We start from the raw sequence: 16,550 nt of genomic DNA, 5'->3' as shown, positions 1-16,550 counted from the left end.
CCTCCATATATATGAAGAAACAGGAAAACCCACTTCTTTGCTTGGTATAAGTCAGTATATCGGAATTAACCCGTTTTTTGTACCTTTTTTTAAGACAAGCCCTGTTTGGCTTGTTTCGAACCCGATGTGCCAGGGTAAAAACAAATAGGCCGGACGGTTCACAAAATGCCCCCGATAAGGCCTGCCGCTATATAGCGGTGACGAACTGTTTAACTCTCTGTTATGTAAGGCAGATTAATCTGTCAAACCTACATAATAGACTAATTTTATAATAAAGGATGGGATTCACATGGCTACAAAAAACAAAACAGATCAAGCGAAATCCGTAGAACAAGTACTTAATCGTCAGGTAGCTAACCTGAACGTCCTGTACGTCAAAATCCATAACTATCACTGGTATGTAAAAGGACCAAACTTTTTCACACTGCATGTGAAATTTGAAGAGTTCTATAATGAAGTTACTGTTCAAATGGATGAAATCGCTGAGCGTATTCTCACGCTTAAAGGCAGTCCGGTAGCTACAATGAAAGAGTATCTGGAACTCTCTTCCATCCAGGAAGCTGCAGGTGGCGAAGATGCGAAAACAATGGTGCAAAACCTGATTGAGGACTTTGCTACGTTGTCCAATGAATACCAGGAAGGTATTGAGGTGGCGGAAGCTGCCGAAGACCAACCGACATCCGACATGCTGACCGGTTTCAAGGCCGATCTTGAGAAACACATGTGGATGCTGCGTTCTTTCCTGGGTTAAGCCACATCTTTAAAGCTTGGTAAAAGGTAAATGTCTTTCATAGAGAAGTGCTTCCCAGATCTTGTTCTAAGTTGTCAGGAACACGCAAAGCGTCTATACTGCTGACAAGACTGATTACGGGAGGGGAGAAAGGCATGTTAGGCACAACGATACCGGCATTAAAAGAGTGGGCTTCTGCAATTAAAGCGCTGGAAAACGGTCGCCAGATTCTGGTGATGCGCAAAGGCGGAATTGTAGAGGAAACCAGACATTTTGAGCTGAAAAGTCCGGCATTTTATCTGTATCCGACTTATGAACATCAGCGTAAAGAACTGATTAAGTCCTCAGATCATTCGTATGTTGAAGAATCACTGGCCGAATGGGTGCCCGAAGCTTCAACAATCCGCATCACTGCATATGCCGAAGTAGCGCAGGATCTGGAGATCAGAGATCAGGAAATGCTGGACCGACTTCATGACTTTCATATGTGGACATCGGATTTTGCCGAAGACCGCTTAAAGTGGAAACGAAAAGATCCTTTACATGTATTGATACTCCGTGTGTACCGTTTGAACGAACCGATGGAAATACCGGTGCTGCCCGAATATAATGGGTGCCGTTCATGGATTTCCATTCCGAATGGTCCGGTGCCGCGCGAAATGACGCCGGTGGTGGATGTTGCGGATTTTGACGAACAGGTACAGAAGATTAACGATATGCTCAAAATATGAATGAAATAAGGAAGGGCTTGTCCAAAATATGGATAAGCCCTTTTTGCAGGGGTTAATATGGAATGAAATAATGAATTACAGTGATTTTTCTCACTGTGAGTTGGAAGAAATAACGGTTTCTCATTTGATTCAAACCCGCTTTTATTATAGAATCAGGTAGAATCATGTTTCCTGTAAAGGACAAGTATTCTCGGAAATGACTTGATAATCAATGAGAATCAGTTTAGAATTATTCTAAAGTGATTATTGCTTTGGGAATTGCGGTACTTGTAGAAATTCAGGGGAAGCCCTGTTCAGATATTTAATAGGCGCTTTTTCTTTTTCGACAGCAAACATCAATTTAATCAATGGAGGGAAACAATACACATGGCTACGAATTTCGTCATTGAAGGTCTGAAAGCGACGATCGAAGGTAAAGAAATCCTAAAAGGCATTAACCTGGAAATGAAAGGTGGAGAAATCCACGCAATCATGGGTCCGAACGGAACAGGTAAATCCACATTGGCATCGGCTCTGATGGGTCACCCTAAATATGAAGTAACAGACGGTACAGTTACCCTTGATGGTGAAGATGTACTGGACATGGCAGTAGACGAGCGTGCACGTGCAGGTCTATTCCTGGCCATGCAGTACCCAAGCGAGATCGCAGGCGTAACGAACTCCGACTTCCTGCGCAGTGCAATCAATGCACGTCGTGGCGAAGGCAATGAGATCTCTTTGATCAAGTTCATTCGTCAAATGGAAGGCAAAATGAAAGAACTTGACATGAATCCAGAGTTTGCTCATCGTTACCTGAACGAAGGTTTCTCCGGTGGTGAGAAAAAACGTAACGAAATTCTGCAAATGATGCTGCTTGATCCAAAAATCGTAGTACTTGATGAGATCGACTCCGGTCTGGATATCGACGCTCTGAAAATCGTGGCAAACGGTGTGAACGCAATGAAGAGCGAAGATCGTGGATTCCTCATCATCACTCACTATCAGCGTTTGTTGAACTACATCACTCCTGACTACGTACACGTTATGATGCAAGGTCGTATCGTGAAGTCCGGCGGACCAGAACTGGCTCACCGTCTGGAAGCAGAAGGATATGACTGGGTTAAGGAAGAACTGGGAATCACGGATGAAACTGTAGGCCAAGAAGCGTAAAGACAAAACGGAGGAGGATAATCGATGACTACACAAACAATTCTTCCGGTTGAATCTGAAGCGCTTCGCGCCTTGTCGGAAAGTAACAATGAACCCGGCTGGTTGACCGAGCAGCGGCTTGAAGCCCTTAAGCTTGCAAGTGGTCTTGCGCTTCCGAAACTGGAAAAACAAAAAATTGAACGCTGGAATGTCAGCGAATATGGCACATACAAAGCAAGTGAAGCTATTTCTTCTCTGGAAGAAGTACCTGCTTCGATCAAGGATCTCGTTCAGGAGCAAGCTGAAGGCAGTCTGGTTATCCAGCGCAATTCCGGCACGGTATACTCCAAGGTAGCTGCTGATCTGGCAGCCAAAGGGGTTATCTTCACGGATCTGGCTACAGCGGTTCGCGAGCATGGTGATCTGGTAAAACCTTACCTGAACACAGCTGTGAAGCCAGATGAGCATTCCCTTGCAGCACTGCATGCGGCTCTTTGGAACGGCGGAGTATTCCTATATGTTCCTAAAAATGTGGAAATTGAAGTTCCACTTCAAGCTGTTTTGCTCACTGATGATGCATCTGCAACATTTGCACCTCACGTGCTCGTCGTTGCTGAGGCGAATAGCTCTGTAACTTACGTGGATAACTATGTTTCGGGCGAACTGTCCGCACCTGTATTCCATAACGGTGTCGTGGAAGTTTTCGTAAAATCCGGTGCAAAAGTACGTTTCGCGTCTGTTCATCAGCTGTCTACGAATGTTACTGACGTTTCCTTCCGCCGTGCAGTGGTTGAGAACGATGGAACAATCGAGTGGATCGTTGGGGAAATGAACAATGGCGATACAGCGAGCAACACGATGTCCGTGCTGAAAGGCAATGGCTCCAGCTCGGATTCGAAAGTTATCGCGGTGGGTTCCGGATCCCAAAAAATTAACTATACAACAGAAGCTCGTCACTTCGGCAAAAACACGCCAAGCCAGATGATTACTCGCGCAGTTATGCGTGAAGAAGCTTCTGCCATCATCAACGGAATCACGAAGATTGAGAAAGGTGCAACCAAAGCGGACGGTCAGCAAACTGAGAAAGTACTGATGCTGAGCCCGAAAGCACGCGGAGATGCCAACCCAATCCTTCTGATCGACGAGGACGATGTTACGGCAGGTCACGCGGCTTCCGTAGGTCAAGTCAATGCTGAACAAATCCATTACTTGATGTCTCGCGGGATTAACCGTACGGATGCTGAACGTCTGATTATCTACGGCTTCCTGGCTCCGGTGGTGGCGGATATTCCTCTGGAAGCACTGCGTACCCAATTGCAGTCTCTCATTGAACGGAAATTGGGACAATGAACCCATCCATTCGCGAGCAGTTCCCGATCCTCCACCAGGAAATTAACGGACATCCGCTCGTATATTTAGATAATGCAGCGACATCCCAGAAGCCGCTGGCTGTTATCAACGCGATGAAACATTATTATGAATTTGAAAACTCCAATGTGCATCGTGGTGTGCATACACTTGGAAGCCGGGCGACGGATGCCTATGAAGGCGCACGCGAGAAGGTTGCCAAGTTTATCAATGCACGTCGTACACAGGAGATCATTTTCACCCGCGGGACAACAACTGCCCTTAATATGGTGGCTTCGTCCTACGGCCGGTCTGTCTGCAAGGAAGGCGACGAGATCGTTATTACACCGATGGAACACCACAGCAACTTGATTCCATGGCAGCAGGTAGCCAAGGCGACAGGTGCAACATTGAAATACATTCCTCTTCAGCCAGATGGTAATATTGATTTGGCGGATGTGGAGAAGACGATTACGAACAAAACAAAAATTGTAGCTATCGCGTATGTATCCAATGTCATGGGTGTCATACATCCGGTAAAACAAATTGCTGAAATTGCACACCGCAATGGGGCTGTCATGGTTGTAGACGGCGCACAGAGCACTCCGCATATGAAGGTGGACGTACAGGATCTCGACTGTGATTTCTATGCATTGTCTGGCCACAAAATGTGCGGACCAACCGGGATCGGTGCACTTTACGGCAAAAAGGCGCTGCTGGAGTCCATGGAACCGGTTGAGTTCGGCGGTGAAATGATTGATGATGTCGGTCTCTACGAATCCAATTGGAAAGAGCTTCCGTGGAAATTTGAAGGCGGAACCCCAATCATCGCAGGCGCGGTCGGTCTGGGTGCAGCCATCGATTTTCTGGAGCAGATTGGAATGGATGAGATTGCCCATCATGAAAGTGTATTGGCAGCTTACGCAACAGAACGTATGGCAGAGATTGACGGGCTGACCATCTATGGTCCAGCGAAGCGTCATGTTGGCGTAGTCACCTTCAACCTGGGGGATGTACATCCACATGATGTGGCAACGGTTCTGGATGCGAGTGGCGTAGCCATTCGTGCCGGACACCACTGCTGTCAGCCGCTTATGCGCTGGCTGCAAGTCAGCTCAACGGCTCGTGCCAGCTTCTATCTATATAATAATGAACAAGATGTGGACCGACTTGTCAGCGCCTTAATTCAGACAAAGGAGTATTTTGGCGATGCAACTTGATGATCTGTACCGGCGTGTCATAATGGACCACTACAAAAATCCGCGTAATCGCGGAACGTTTGACAACGACGCTGTAACGGTGAATTTGAACAATCCAACGTGCGGCGACCGGATTTCATTGCAGCTTTTACTAAAAGACGGAATCGTTCAGGAAGCTAAGTATACGGGAGAAGGCTGTTCCATTAGCATGTCCTCGGCATCGATGATGACGGAGGCTGTTAAAGGCAAATCCATGGAACAGGCACTCGACATGGCTAACCGTTTTTCCTCACTGATGAAAGGGGAAGAAGTCGATTTCGACGATTATGAAGATCTCGAAGCCCTATCCGGTGTGAACAAGTTCCCTGCACGCATCAAATGTGCCACTCTGGCCTGGAATGCATTACGCAAAGGAATTGACGAAGAGGACAATGTACAATAACGATAGGGAGGTAGAGCAAGATGGCTAAAAAAGCACCAGAAATGGAAGAGTATAAATATGGTTTTCGCGACGAACACCAATCGATCTTTAAAACCGGTAAAGGTCTGACTGCAGAAATCGTTACCGAAATTTCCCGGATTAAGAACGAACCGGAGTGGATGTTGGAATTCCGTTTGAAATCCTTGAAACAATTCGAGAAGATGGATATGCCGAAATGGGGCGGAGATCTCGACGGTTTGGACTTCAACGATATTCAATACTATGTCCGTCCTTCGGAGAAACAAGGGAAAACATGGGAAGAAGTTCCCTCTGAAATCAAAGAAACATTTGATAAACTGGGGATTCCTGAAGCAGAGCAAAAGTTCCTAGCAGGTGTATCCGCTCAGTACGAATCTGAAGTTGTATACCACAACATGCAAAAAGAACTTGAAGACCAAGGCGTAATCTTCATGGATACCGATACGGCTCTTAGAGAGCACCCGGAAATCCTTCGTGAATACTTCGCTACGGTAATCCCGCCAGCGGACAACAAATTTGCAGCACTGAACAGTGCCGTTTGGTCCGGAGGAAGCTTCATCTACGTACCTAAGGGCGTTAAATGTGAAGTGCCTCTGCAAGCCTATTTCCGGATTAACTCCGAGAATATGGGACAATTCGAGCGTACACTTATCATTGCGGACGAAGACAGCTTCGTTCACTATGTTGAGGGCTGTACAGCTCCAATTTACAGCACGAACTCACTCCACAGTGCCGTGGTTGAGATCATCTGTAAGAAAAATGCCCGTGTTCGTTACACAACGATTCAAAACTGGGCACCAAACATCTACAACCTGGTAACCAAACGTGCAGTTGCTGAAGAAAATGCAACGATGGAATGGGTCGATGGTAACATTGGTTCCAAACTGACGATGAAATATCCAGCCGTTGTATTGAAAGGCCGTGGAGCAAAAGGTTCCGTACTTTCCATCGCTGTAGCTGGTAAAAATCAGCATCAGGATGCAGGTGCGAAAATGATCCACTTGGCTCCGGATACTACTTCAACGATTGTATCCAAGTCCATCAGTAAGCATGGTGGTAAAGTAACATACCGTGGTCTGGCTTCCTTTGGTCGTCAAGCAGAAGGTGCCAAGTCCAATATCAAATGTGATACGCTCATTCTGGATAATGAGTCCACATCCGATACAATTCCTTACAATGAAATCATGAATGATAACATTATGCTGGAGCATGAAGCTACGGTATCGAAAGTATCTGAGGACCAACTCTTCTATCTGATGAGCCGTGGTCTGACCGAAGCTGAAGCAACACAAATGATCATCATGGGCTTCATTGAGCCGTTCACCAAGGAATTGCCAATGGAATATGCGGTAGAAATGAACAGATTGATCAAGTTCGAAATGGAAGGCAGCATTGGTTAATTGCTGCATGCACAAGGACCGGGGGATGTTTCCTCCGGTCCTTTTTTTTTTGAGCACGAAAATAATCTGATATATACGAATAGACGGACTTGTATAGCAGAAAACCGGATGGTTGAATTGCTGTTTTTAGCATAAAATAGGTTCAACAGCACAAGCGATTTCATAGATTGCTGCATCTATTGATAGAAAAGGATGGTGAATCTATGAGCTTCAATCCTTTTGAAGGGTATCGCATTACAAGTTCGTTTGGTTATCGCATTCATCCGATTCATGGTGGACAGACCTTCCATCGGGGAATTGACCTCGTCACAGAACCTTGGAATGGTCCTGTGTACGCCTTTATGGAAGGGACCATACGGTTTGCTGCTGAAGGAGCTACGGGCTCCGGATTCGGCGGTTACGGGCTTACAGTGGCTGTACAGGATCATCGTGGGTATCTGCATTGTTATGCCCATCTGTCGCGAATTGCGGTTAGAGTGGGTCAACGGGTGAAGCGAGGTCAGCTCTTGGGCAACCAAGGGAGTACGGGGCAGAGTACAGGCCCCCATGTCCATTATGAAATTCGCAAAACGAGTGCCCCTTCTTACGGGTATACAGCCAGTGTGGATGGAGTGGTTGAGCCGGGAGCATATTTGCAATCGGAATTCGGTACCACATCTGAAGAGCAGGAGGCTCTGCCGATGACAAATGAAGAGAAGAAAGCTTTTGAAGCGATGGAAAAGACACTGGAAGCTCAAGCGTCTTGGATCGCGCAGCAGAAGAACCTTTCCAATATGCCCTGTCCGCCTTGGGCAGCTGAAGCTTATCATTACTATCGTTCTTTTATCATGACGGATACAGGCAGTTACGACTTCTGGCGACTGCTCGTTATTATGTATCGCAAAGAGAAAGGAATCCAGGTCTCGTCTGATCCGAAAAATTAGACCGTGTGAGCTGATGAGGATTCAACCAAGAATAGAGCAGGCAGGAAACCATTTATTGAATATTGCCATTTCGCCCGGTTCACTTACCCTGCAAGATCATATGTTAGGGTATACCTGATGAAGAGGAGGCAATCACATGAGCGAAGTAGGATATGGTTGTGGTGGCAACGTAGGCGGCGTAGGTGGATACAACCCATTCACATCGACAGGTGCAATCTTGGTATTGTTCATTCTGTTGGTCATCATCACTAAAGCATTCTACGTCTAATACGCGCAACAAGTCTGAATAAAGCAAAAGGGAAGCCGAGATCCGGCTTCCCTTTTTTACTTTCATAAAATAAATAAGTTCTTGTAATGTAATTCTTCAAGGTCATTCATTTTGCTAAGTGCTGCTATCAAACGATTGAACTATTGAATATAAATTTCGACGATGGCGATATCTCTTTCTTTCGCTAAATCAATAAAGGCTGTGGATGTCTGAACGAGTGGACGGAAATAGTCTGTTTGGTTATTCAAGACGATGATGCCAGTTTCCCCCGAGGTGAGCAGCACTCTTTTGCCTATAAAATTGGGCAGCATGTGTTTGATGAGCTCCTGGGTAGCTTCTCCATTTAATTGGCCAAAGCTCAGGCTGTACAACTCGCACAGCACGGAGATTAACTCCTGCTTGGTCTGATATACCCGGTTGGTCGTCATGGCGCTGTAAACGTCAGCTACGGCCGTAATACGGGCATACGGATGTATGTCGTTCCCTTTCAGTCCATGGGGATAGCCACTTCCGTCTTCCCGCTCGTGATGCTGTAGGGCGACCGTTGCAAGAATCTCATCTTGTGTGGACTCTTTAACAATCTCATATCCGTATAACGTATGCTTCTTCATTTCTTCGAATTCTTCCGGAGTTAGTTTTCCCGGTTTATGTAGCATTTCAGGAGAAATCTTGGATTTGCCAATATCGTGCAGATAACCTGCTTTTGCTACTGTCAGGCATTCATCGGGATTGTAGCCCATCCAGCCAGCAATATAAAAAGCAAGCATCCCCACTTGCAATGAATGGTTATAGGTATAATCATTGTCCCCGTCAAGCATAAGTAGAAGGGAGACGACATCTTTTTGCTTCTCCAGTTGAGTCGTCAGGTTAATCAAAATCTCATCGACCTGAGTTTCGTCAATAAACCCTTTCTCCATCGCTTGCTGAAACAGGGATTCGGTACCTTTGATCGTATCGTCAAACAGGGTCGTGAGCAGACGGATTTGATCGGAAGGCAAGGTTTGCGTATCAGAGTGTAGGTTGGATGTTGTATGTTCTACATCTGCGTAATCGATTCCATGTTGCAGCAATTTGGTAATATCGTCTTCGCTGAGTAAGGAACCTTTCATCAGCATGTGGAGACCTGAACTGTTGTATACATCATTTTGTAACAGATCACCAGGTTTAAGATCAGTAACATGCACTCTCACGTATAAACCACCTTTTCCTCGACTTATATCGACATATATGCTTATAATAACAAGAAAAAAATGGGTTGACAACGACTTATTTACTAATTTAATTAGCCTTGCAAGAGGTGTAATGACTAATTATTAATTATCCAAGGGGTTCCAGGGTCCCAATTGATGTCCCTTCCACTCGGAACCATCTTCCCATATTTCCTTTTTCCAGATCGGGACCGTTTGTTTCAGTCTCTCGATAGCGTAGCGACTGGCATCATAACAATCGCTGCGGTGAGGCGAGGAGACTGCGATAACGACACTAATCTCTGCCACGTCAACTTGACCAATCCGGTGGCTGATTGCACATCTGACGCCTGGCCAGCGCTCGGAGATTTCACTTCCGATGTTAGCCATTTGAGAAAGTGCCATAGGTACATAAGCTTCATATTCCAGATGTATCGTTCGCTGTTCCCCGGTCATTTCACGAGTTGTACCCACAAAAGTCAGTGCTGCTCCGTGGTTTGCCGTAATGACCAGAGCCGTTGTTGCTTCCACAGACAGGGGGGACTTGGTAATCATAAACATACCGTCCGGGGTACGATGTTCGGAGAGTGAAGACCTATGCTCATCCTTGGAGTCTCCGCTACCGTCTCCTCCGGAGACTGGAGGGATTAAGGCGAGTTCATCCCCGGTCTGAATGATTGTATCGGCAGGAGCATACTGCTGGTTTACTGCCAGAAAGGAAGTTCGAATCTGTGAAGCAGCCTCGGGATAGGCGAGGGCCAGGTTTTCTTTTAGAAGAGCTGCGGTCAGAGGACTCTCTGTATATTCGTATTCAAGCAGTGAAGTGCCAAGACGTTCGGCAATGCCTGCAAACAGTTGAATGGTTAGTATCATGCTTATGCGTCACCTCATTTTTATCTCTAAACCCTTTCAATATATCATAACGACACGGAAAATGTTATGCTTATCTATTAGAGGAATGCACGTTATGCAAGGACTGAGAGGAGGCGGTGTGATGAGCACCAAGGAAAAACAAACATTAACCATCCTGCACACCAATGACATCCATAGTCATTTTGGTTCCATGAGCTCTATCGCCGCCATGATTGGACAAGAGAGAGAACAGAGCGAAAACGTTCTAGTTCTGGATATCGGGGATCATATGGATCGTATGGCAATAGAGACGGAGGGCACACTTGGGGGAGCCAACGTCGATGTAATTAATTTGACGGGGTATGATGCCATAACGATTGGTAATAACGAGGGACTGACATTTACGCCGGAGCAGCTGGCACAGTCATATACAGGACTATTATGTCCAGTTGTATGCGGGAATGTTGTGGAAGAGGCCAGTGGTCTCCCTCCAGTTTGGATGAAGCCTTCCCTCATTGTGGAGAAAGGTCCATTTCGGATAGGTTTGCTCGGAGCTACGGCACCTTTTACTGCTTTTTACGACTTGCTGGGATGGAAGCTGCTTGACCCGGTGGAGACACTTCGTGAGCAAGTTGAAGCCTTACGCCCTAATGTGGATGTCGTCATTATACTCTCACATCTGGGCCTATCAACGGATCGGAAACTGGCGGAGCAGATTGAGGGCATTGACGTTATTCTTGGCGGACACACACACCATGTGCTCGAAGAACCTCTGGTCATTGGGAATGCGGTGCTGGGAGCAGCCGGAAAATTCGGCCAGTGGCTTGGGAAAGTCGTACTGGAACGGGATAGCAATGCGAATAAGCTTGAACTGGTTAGTAGTGGCTGTTTTCCATTGAAGGATCAGATGCTGGATGAGAAGGTTACATTGGCCATCGCCGCACATCGTGATGAGGCAGAGCGTGCTCTTGGACAGACGGCTGTAATAATTGACCGAACTCTTCCGATAAAATATGAGAGGGAGTCACCATTCGCATCACTGCTTGCTCAGGCTGTAAGGCATTTCACGGGAGCGCAGCTCTCACTGGTTAACGCGGGTCAACTCCTTGGTGAACTTCCTCAAGGGGATATCAGCAAGGGAATGTTGCATTCCCTATGTCCTTCTCCGATCAATGCTTGTACAATAAGGCTGAAAGGCAGTGAGATTCGTGAAGCATTGGAGCAATCCTTGCTCCCTGAGTTTTTCGACAAACCCATCACTGGGTTCGGATTCCGCGGGAAAATACTTGGTACGGTGTGTGTGGATGGAATGGAAGTAGAGTATGATCCACAAGGTGCTCCACATAGAAAGATCTGTGCATTATATGTTGAGGGTAAGCCAATGGCTGATGAACAGGAATATGTGGTCGGAACACTAGACATGTTTACGTTCAATGTGGGATATCCTTCGTTAGCCCGGGGAACCGAGATCGCATATCGACTTCCTGAATTTATACGGGATTTGCTGGAGATCGAGTTAAAAAGACCAGGGGCGCTGGATAACAGCCTGCGATCCCGCTGGCATGAAAGAATATAACGAGTACTTGCCTTCTGCTGAAGCGGCGGCTAGTGGAAATTACATCTACGGAGCGGGAGAGGATAGGCTGTGCGTTTGGTACATATAAACCTATTGCAGCCTGGCATGAAGCTGGGGAAACGGATTTATAGCGAAGAGGGTTTGGTTCTGCTGAGTGAAGATGTGGAACTGACCGAGCGGTTGATAGGACGTCTGAAAGACTTGGGCGTAGGATACGTATATATTAAGGAAGCAGCGACGGAGGATATTATCGTTCCCGATATGCTTCAGGAAGAAACCAGACGCAGGGCGTTGGTAGAAATCAAGCAGCAGTTTCAGAGTATGTCGGGTTTGAAAACCAAGAGCCGGATTCCGCATTTTGGCAAGACGCTGAGTGGTCTGATGAATACGATTCTGGAAGACATCGGCGGTCAAAAGGAAGCCATGATTATGCTGATGGATATGAACTCCAGTGATTTTGACCTGTACAATCACTCCTTGAACGTATGTGTTTATACACTGGTTTTGGGCGTAGCCTCAGGGTATTCCAGACAGCAGCTGATGGAAATTGGACTAGGTGCCTTGCTGCATGATATTGGAAAGACACAGATCGCTCCAGATATTTTGCATAAACCCTCCAGATTAAGTGATGAGGAATTTAAAATCATACAGCAGCATACTACATATGGACATCGTATTTTAAAAGATGAACCCGGCATACCATTACTGGCTGCACATTGTGCCCTGCAGCACCATGAACGAATCGACGGCAGTGGTTATCCGTTTGGTCTAAAGGGTCCTCAAATTCATGATTATGCCAAGTGGATCGCTCTAGCCGACTCATATGATGCGATGACAAGCAATCGGGTGTACCGCCAGGCATTATTGCCTCATCAGGCGGTAGAGGTTTTGTACACAGGCTCCGGCTCCCTGTATGAGCAGCGCATGCTGGAGAAGTTCCGTGACTGCGTGGCCATTTACCCCGTAGGTATTTCCGTAACGCTGAGTACGGGTGAAGTAGGAGTGGTTGCATCCATCGATTCGCGTATTCCACAGCGTCCACGGATCCGGGTCTTGAAGGATGCCGATGGACAGACGTTAAAGGCTCCTTATGAAATAGATTTGTCTACAGCGTTATCGGTTATGGTCACTGGCGTTGAAGGGGATGAAGGCGTACCTCCGATTCCTTCCTGTGATGAATTTTCTTGATCGCTGTTTAACTATTGCCAGCAGGGAGGCTGTGCTCATAGCAATATCCGGGCCGGGCTGGCCCTGGAGTTGTATGGGCGTTTTTGTCATGTAATGGACAGAGCGCTTCATGCCGAAACGTTTAAAATTGTGCTATGATAAAAGATAGCTCCAAAAAGATCATGACGAAGTCTGATGTAAATTAAACTTTTTAGGTTAATAAAAGGAATAAGGTGAAGAACAATGACCATGCTAAACTCAGGATCGGTTGAACCGATGCCTTTATCGCCGACTAATGATCCATGGGATCCGATCGGCTCTTTGCGTACGTATGGACGCCACGTGTTAACCAGTGTTGAAATGACCGTGACTCATCTGTGCAATATGCGATGCGAGCACTGTGCTGTAGGGGATATGCTCACGATGCGTGAAGCTCCCGCACTGCCACTGCCTCTTATGCTGAAGCGGCTGGACGAAGTGGAGCATCTGCAGACTATCAGTTTGACAGGTGGTGAGCCAAGTTTCAGTCAAAAGACAGTGGATGAAATGATCATCCCGCTGCTGAAATACGCCAAGGAGCGCGGCATAAGATCACAGATCAACTCCAACCTGACGCTTGATCTCAGTCGTTACGAGAAACTGCTGCCATACCTTGATGTGATGCATATCTCATTCAACTACCTGAATGCCGATGATTTCCATCAAGTTGGTTTTGCTAACAGCGGCAGACCTGTCAAGCGTGAAGGCGCAGTGAAAATGTATGAGAAAATGATAGAAAATTCGCGCAAACTGAGTGAAGCAGGCATGTTTATCTCTGCTGAATCCATGATTAATTTCCGTACTCATGACAAGTTGGAGGGGATCCATCAACTGATTCGGGAGATGGGCTGTGTACGTCATGAAGTACATCCGATGTATAACTCGAATTTTGCTTCCACATTGCCTGTCCTGTCTCTGGACCATATGCGTGCAGCCATCCATCGCTTGCTGGATGTGCGCGACAAAGACATGTGGATGTTGTTCGGAACACTTCCATTCTTTGCTTGCAGTGCGGCAGACCAGGATCGGGAATTGATCAATCGCCTGTACAGTGAGCCTAATGTGACCGTACGCAATGATCCGGATGGTCGAAATCGCGTTAACGTCAACATGTTTACAGGCAATGTGTACGTTACAGATTTTGCCGACATCCCTGCCTTTGGCAACATTCGGGATCGGAAGCTGGATGATGTGTTCCATGAATGGTCTGCGGAGCATCCGCTTAATCAGACCGTTAACTGTCACTGTGATGCTGCGTCCTGCTGCGGCCCTAACCTGCTGGTGGCGGACATGTATTATAAAGGTGTGGATTTCAAATCCAGAAAAGCAATTACGCGCTGATTAGGCGCTGATATTCCAGGTATATTCCTGAAATAGATAGAAAAAGGGGAGTGTCGACTTGGATATTCATACCGAATTTCATCTCGGGCAGTTGCTGTTCAATTTGGTTTGCGTTTTTCTGCTCGTATTTTTGAATGGCGTGTTTGTCGCAGCAGAATTTTCTCTGGTTAAAGTCAGACAGACCCGTTTGACTCAATTACAGAGTGAGGGAAATCGACTGGCTGGGTATGCACTGAAGGTGAATGGCAAACTGGATGCTTATCTGTCGGCAACCCAGTTCGGCATTACACTGACATCCCTGGGGCTCGGCTGGCTCGGTGAACCGGCGATATCCGAATTGCTGGTAGAGCCGCTTATGTTCAAACTGGGGGTTGCGGATACAGGACTGATCTCTACCGTGTCCGTAATCATCGGTTTCTGTATCATTACGTTTCTGCATATTGTGCTTGGAGAACTTGCACCGAAGTCGCTTGCTATTCAGAAAACAGATGGAGTGGCTCTATTTTTATCTGCACCGCTGCTTCTGTTCTACAAAATTTTCTTCCCGTTCATTTGGATTCTCAATGCGTCGGCCAATGCGCTGCTGCGGCTGGCAGGGATAGAACCTGCCAGTGAAGGCGAAGCCCATTCTGAGGATGAACTTCGGATATTGATGAAGCAGAGTGCGAAGAGCGGTGTTATTGACAAGGATGAAATCAAACTGATGGATAATATCTTTGATTTCTCGGATATGCTTGCTCGTGAAATCATGCTGCCACGTACGGATATGGATTGTTTGTATACCCATTTGTCCTTGGAAGAGAACCTGAAAATTATTAATGCAACGAAGCACTCCCGTTATCCAGTTGCCGTTGAGGATAAAGACGAAATTATCGGATTTATCCATATTACGGATCTGCTTTTGGCGACGCCGGAGCAGCAGCAGGACCTGGCTTCACTCGTTCGCCCTATCTTGAATGTTCCTGAATCTATGGAAATCAGTCATGTACTCCGACTAATGCAGAAAAAGCATTCCCAGATGACCCTGGTTGTCGATGAATACGGCGGCACCGCCGGATTATTGACCGCGGAGGAAATTTTGGAGGAGATCGTAGGGGATCTGTACGATGAGTTCGAGGATGAGCGACCCCATATGGAACGCAGCGGCGACTCCTTCTCCATTGATGGACGATCCCTTATTGAAGAGGTCCATGAATGGACTGGAGCCATCATTGATGATGAAGAAGTGGATACCATTGGCGGGTGGTTGTTCAAAGAGCTTGAAGGCAGCCCTGCCAAAGGTAAAACACGGGAGCAGAACGGTTATGTTTTTGAAGTGGAGGAATCCACCCGGTTACGAATTACCCGAGTCAAAGTGTACAAGAGCCCGGTCTCTGAAGAAGAGGCTTTTGCTTTGGAAGAGGCGCAGGACGAGCCTAAATCGGACAATTAGTGATGTATGCGGAATACCATATCGAAAATGTGACCTTTGGAACACTTCTCGTGGGGGGAGTGACCAGGGGTCTTTTTTTTTGAAATGAAGAAGGGTTGGAAATTCCGTGGTCTGTTTTGGCTGAATTGGGATTAACTTAAGAATGATGACATATGGATAATAGACGGGAAAAGCAAGGGCTTGGTTGTTGACTGACGAATACAAAATTTCAATGAAGGGAGGCGTTTGGAAGTGATTGATCCACAGCTTCGCGCATATGCCCCTTTTGTGGGGCCGTTTGATCCGTGTAAACCGATTGAAATCAAAACATACCTTGTTCCTCCGCAGTTATTTATCCCATTCCAGCCGATGGGCTGGCCCCAATACAGTCCGGCAGAAGCACTGAGACTCGGAACGTTGTGGCCTGCGCTATACAGTCCCTATACATCCAAAAAAACAAAGGGGAGGGAGGTAGGAACAGATGGAGCCTGAAGAAGCGAAAGCGTGTGACGCCAGATATTATGAGTTGCTGGAGGAACTGCAAGCCCTGGATTTTGTGCTGGTGGAGCTGAATCTGTATCTGGATACTCACCCGGGGGACTATCAGAGTATTGAACAGTATAACAAGTTTAGCCAGGAGCGGATGAGGGTAGCTCATGAGTTTCAGCAGTTGTATGGACCACTCATGAACTTTGGGCATGCATTCTCCAAGTATCCTTGGCAGTGGTCAGAGGCACCTTGGCCTTGGCAGGTGTAGTGGACGTTTGAGTTGATTTTGAAAGTATACCGTA

The 16,550-nt window shown here is 46.7% G+C and carries 17 protein-coding genes; 15 read left to right on the top strand and 2 right to left on the bottom strand.

What is annotated here, in order from left to right:
- Positions 1 to 289 precede the first annotated feature (289 nt).
- The 9 genes from ABGV42_RS11695 to ABGV42_RS11655 all read left to right on the top strand — a co-directional run bounded on the left by ABGV42_RS11695 (position 290) and on the right by ABGV42_RS11655 (position 8,186).
- On the top strand, positions 290 to 751 hold the full coding sequence (locus tag ABGV42_RS11695) for a Dps family protein (protein ID WP_347381801.1): 462 nt from the start codon (positions 290 to 292) through the stop codon (positions 749 to 751).
- 134 nt (positions 752 to 885) lie between these two features.
- Positions 886 to 1,461, top strand: a complete 576-nt coding sequence (locus ABGV42_RS11690) for a DUF1802 family protein (RefSeq protein WP_347381800.1) — start codon at positions 886 to 888, stop codon at positions 1,459 to 1,461.
- 366 nt (positions 1,462 to 1,827) lie between these two features.
- A complete protein-coding gene (gene sufC, locus ABGV42_RS11685) occupies positions 1,828 to 2,610 on the top strand; it encodes a Fe-S cluster assembly ATPase SufC (protein WP_095288227.1) in 783 nt (260 codons plus the stop codon).
- A gap of 24 nt (positions 2,611 to 2,634) precedes the next feature.
- Positions 2,635 to 3,939, top strand: coding sequence for a Fe-S cluster assembly protein SufD (gene sufD / locus ABGV42_RS11680; protein ID WP_347381799.1), 1,305 nt, complete (start codon positions 2,635 to 2,637; stop codon positions 3,937 to 3,939).
- Positions 3,936 to 5,156 carry a cysteine desulfurase gene (locus ABGV42_RS11675; protein ID WP_347381798.1) on the top strand — a complete coding sequence of 407 codons (1,221 nt, stop codon included), beginning with the start codon at positions 3,936 to 3,938 and terminating at the stop codon, positions 5,154 to 5,156. Before sufD ends, ABGV42_RS11675 begins: the two co-directional genes overlap by 4 nt.
- Positions 5,146 to 5,577: a Fe-S cluster assembly sulfur transfer protein SufU gene (sufU, locus tag ABGV42_RS11670; protein ID WP_347381797.1), complete on the top strand. Its 432-nt coding sequence runs from the start codon at positions 5,146 to 5,148 to the stop codon at positions 5,575 to 5,577. Before ABGV42_RS11675 ends, sufU begins: the two co-directional genes overlap by 11 nt.
- A gap of 20 nt (positions 5,578 to 5,597) precedes the next feature.
- On the top strand, positions 5,598 to 6,995 hold the full coding sequence (sufB, locus tag ABGV42_RS11665; RefSeq protein WP_347381796.1) for a Fe-S cluster assembly protein SufB: 1,398 nt from the start codon (positions 5,598 to 5,600) through the stop codon (positions 6,993 to 6,995).
- A 203-nt stretch (positions 6,996 to 7,198) separates the two neighbouring features.
- The gene (locus tag ABGV42_RS11660; RefSeq protein WP_347381795.1) at positions 7,199 to 7,918 is read left to right on the top strand and encodes a M23 family metallopeptidase; all 720 of its coding nucleotides are present in this window, start codon (positions 7,199 to 7,201) and stop codon (positions 7,916 to 7,918) included.
- Positions 7,919 to 8,054: 136 nt separating this feature from the next.
- On the top strand, positions 8,055 to 8,186 hold the full coding sequence (locus tag ABGV42_RS11655) for a YjcZ family sporulation protein (RefSeq protein ID WP_222125181.1): 132 nt from the start codon (positions 8,055 to 8,057) through the stop codon (positions 8,184 to 8,186).
- A gap of 140 nt (positions 8,187 to 8,326) precedes the next feature.
- Here the strand turns inward: ABGV42_RS11655 and ABGV42_RS11650 are convergent, their stop codons facing one another.
- Positions 8,327 to 9,376: an HD-GYP domain-containing protein gene (locus tag ABGV42_RS11650; RefSeq protein WP_347381794.1), complete on the bottom strand. Its 1,050-nt coding sequence runs from the start codon at positions 9,374 to 9,376 to the stop codon at positions 8,327 to 8,329.
- A gap of 123 nt (positions 9,377 to 9,499) precedes the next feature.
- Positions 9,500 to 10,246, bottom strand: a complete 747-nt coding sequence (locus ABGV42_RS11645; RefSeq protein ID WP_347381793.1) for a molybdenum cofactor biosynthesis protein — start codon at positions 10,244 to 10,246, stop codon at positions 9,500 to 9,502.
- Positions 10,247 to 10,367: 121 nt separating this feature from the next.
- Here ABGV42_RS11645 and ABGV42_RS11640 point away from each other — a divergent pair, with 121 nt between their 5' ends.
- From ABGV42_RS11640 to ABGV42_RS11615, 6 genes are all read left to right on the top strand, one after another.
- Positions 10,368 to 11,801 carry a bifunctional metallophosphatase/5'-nucleotidase gene (locus tag ABGV42_RS11640; protein WP_347381792.1) on the top strand — a complete coding sequence of 478 codons (1,434 nt, stop codon included), beginning with the start codon at positions 10,368 to 10,370 and terminating at the stop codon, positions 11,799 to 11,801.
- A 69-nt stretch (positions 11,802 to 11,870) separates the two neighbouring features.
- Positions 11,871 to 12,989 carry an HD-GYP domain-containing protein gene (locus ABGV42_RS11635; protein WP_347381791.1) on the top strand — a complete coding sequence of 373 codons (1,119 nt, stop codon included), beginning with the start codon at positions 11,871 to 11,873 and terminating at the stop codon, positions 12,987 to 12,989.
- Between the two features lie 222 nt (positions 12,990 to 13,211).
- Entirely contained in the window at positions 13,212 to 14,348 is a 1,137-nt protein-coding gene (gene yfkAB / locus ABGV42_RS11630; protein ID WP_347381790.1) for a radical SAM/CxCxxxxC motif protein YfkAB, read from the top strand.
- Between the two features lie 58 nt (positions 14,349 to 14,406).
- Positions 14,407 to 15,780 (top strand): hemolysin family protein, encoded by a 1,374-nt coding sequence (locus tag ABGV42_RS11625; RefSeq protein ID WP_347381789.1) that lies wholly within the window; start codon positions 14,407 to 14,409, stop codon positions 15,778 to 15,780.
- A gap of 231 nt (positions 15,781 to 16,011) precedes the next feature.
- Positions 16,012 to 16,251, top strand: a complete 240-nt coding sequence (locus tag ABGV42_RS11620; protein ID WP_431523612.1) for a spore coat associated protein CotJA — start codon at positions 16,012 to 16,014, stop codon at positions 16,249 to 16,251.
- Positions 16,241 to 16,516, top strand: a complete 276-nt coding sequence (locus ABGV42_RS11615; protein ID WP_347381788.1) for a spore coat protein CotJB — start codon at positions 16,241 to 16,243, stop codon at positions 16,514 to 16,516. The genes ABGV42_RS11620 and ABGV42_RS11615 overlap by 11 nt, the downstream gene beginning before the upstream one ends.
- The last annotated feature ends 34 nt before the right edge of the window (positions 16,517 to 16,550 follow it).

The sequence above is a fragment of the Paenibacillus pabuli genome (genome assembly GCF_039831995.1).
Lineage (GTDB): Bacteria > Bacillota > Bacilli > Paenibacillales > Paenibacillaceae > Paenibacillus > Paenibacillus pabuli_C.
The sequence above is the reverse complement of the archived record's forward strand: the minus strand, read 5'-3'. Positions and strand labels throughout refer to the sequence as shown.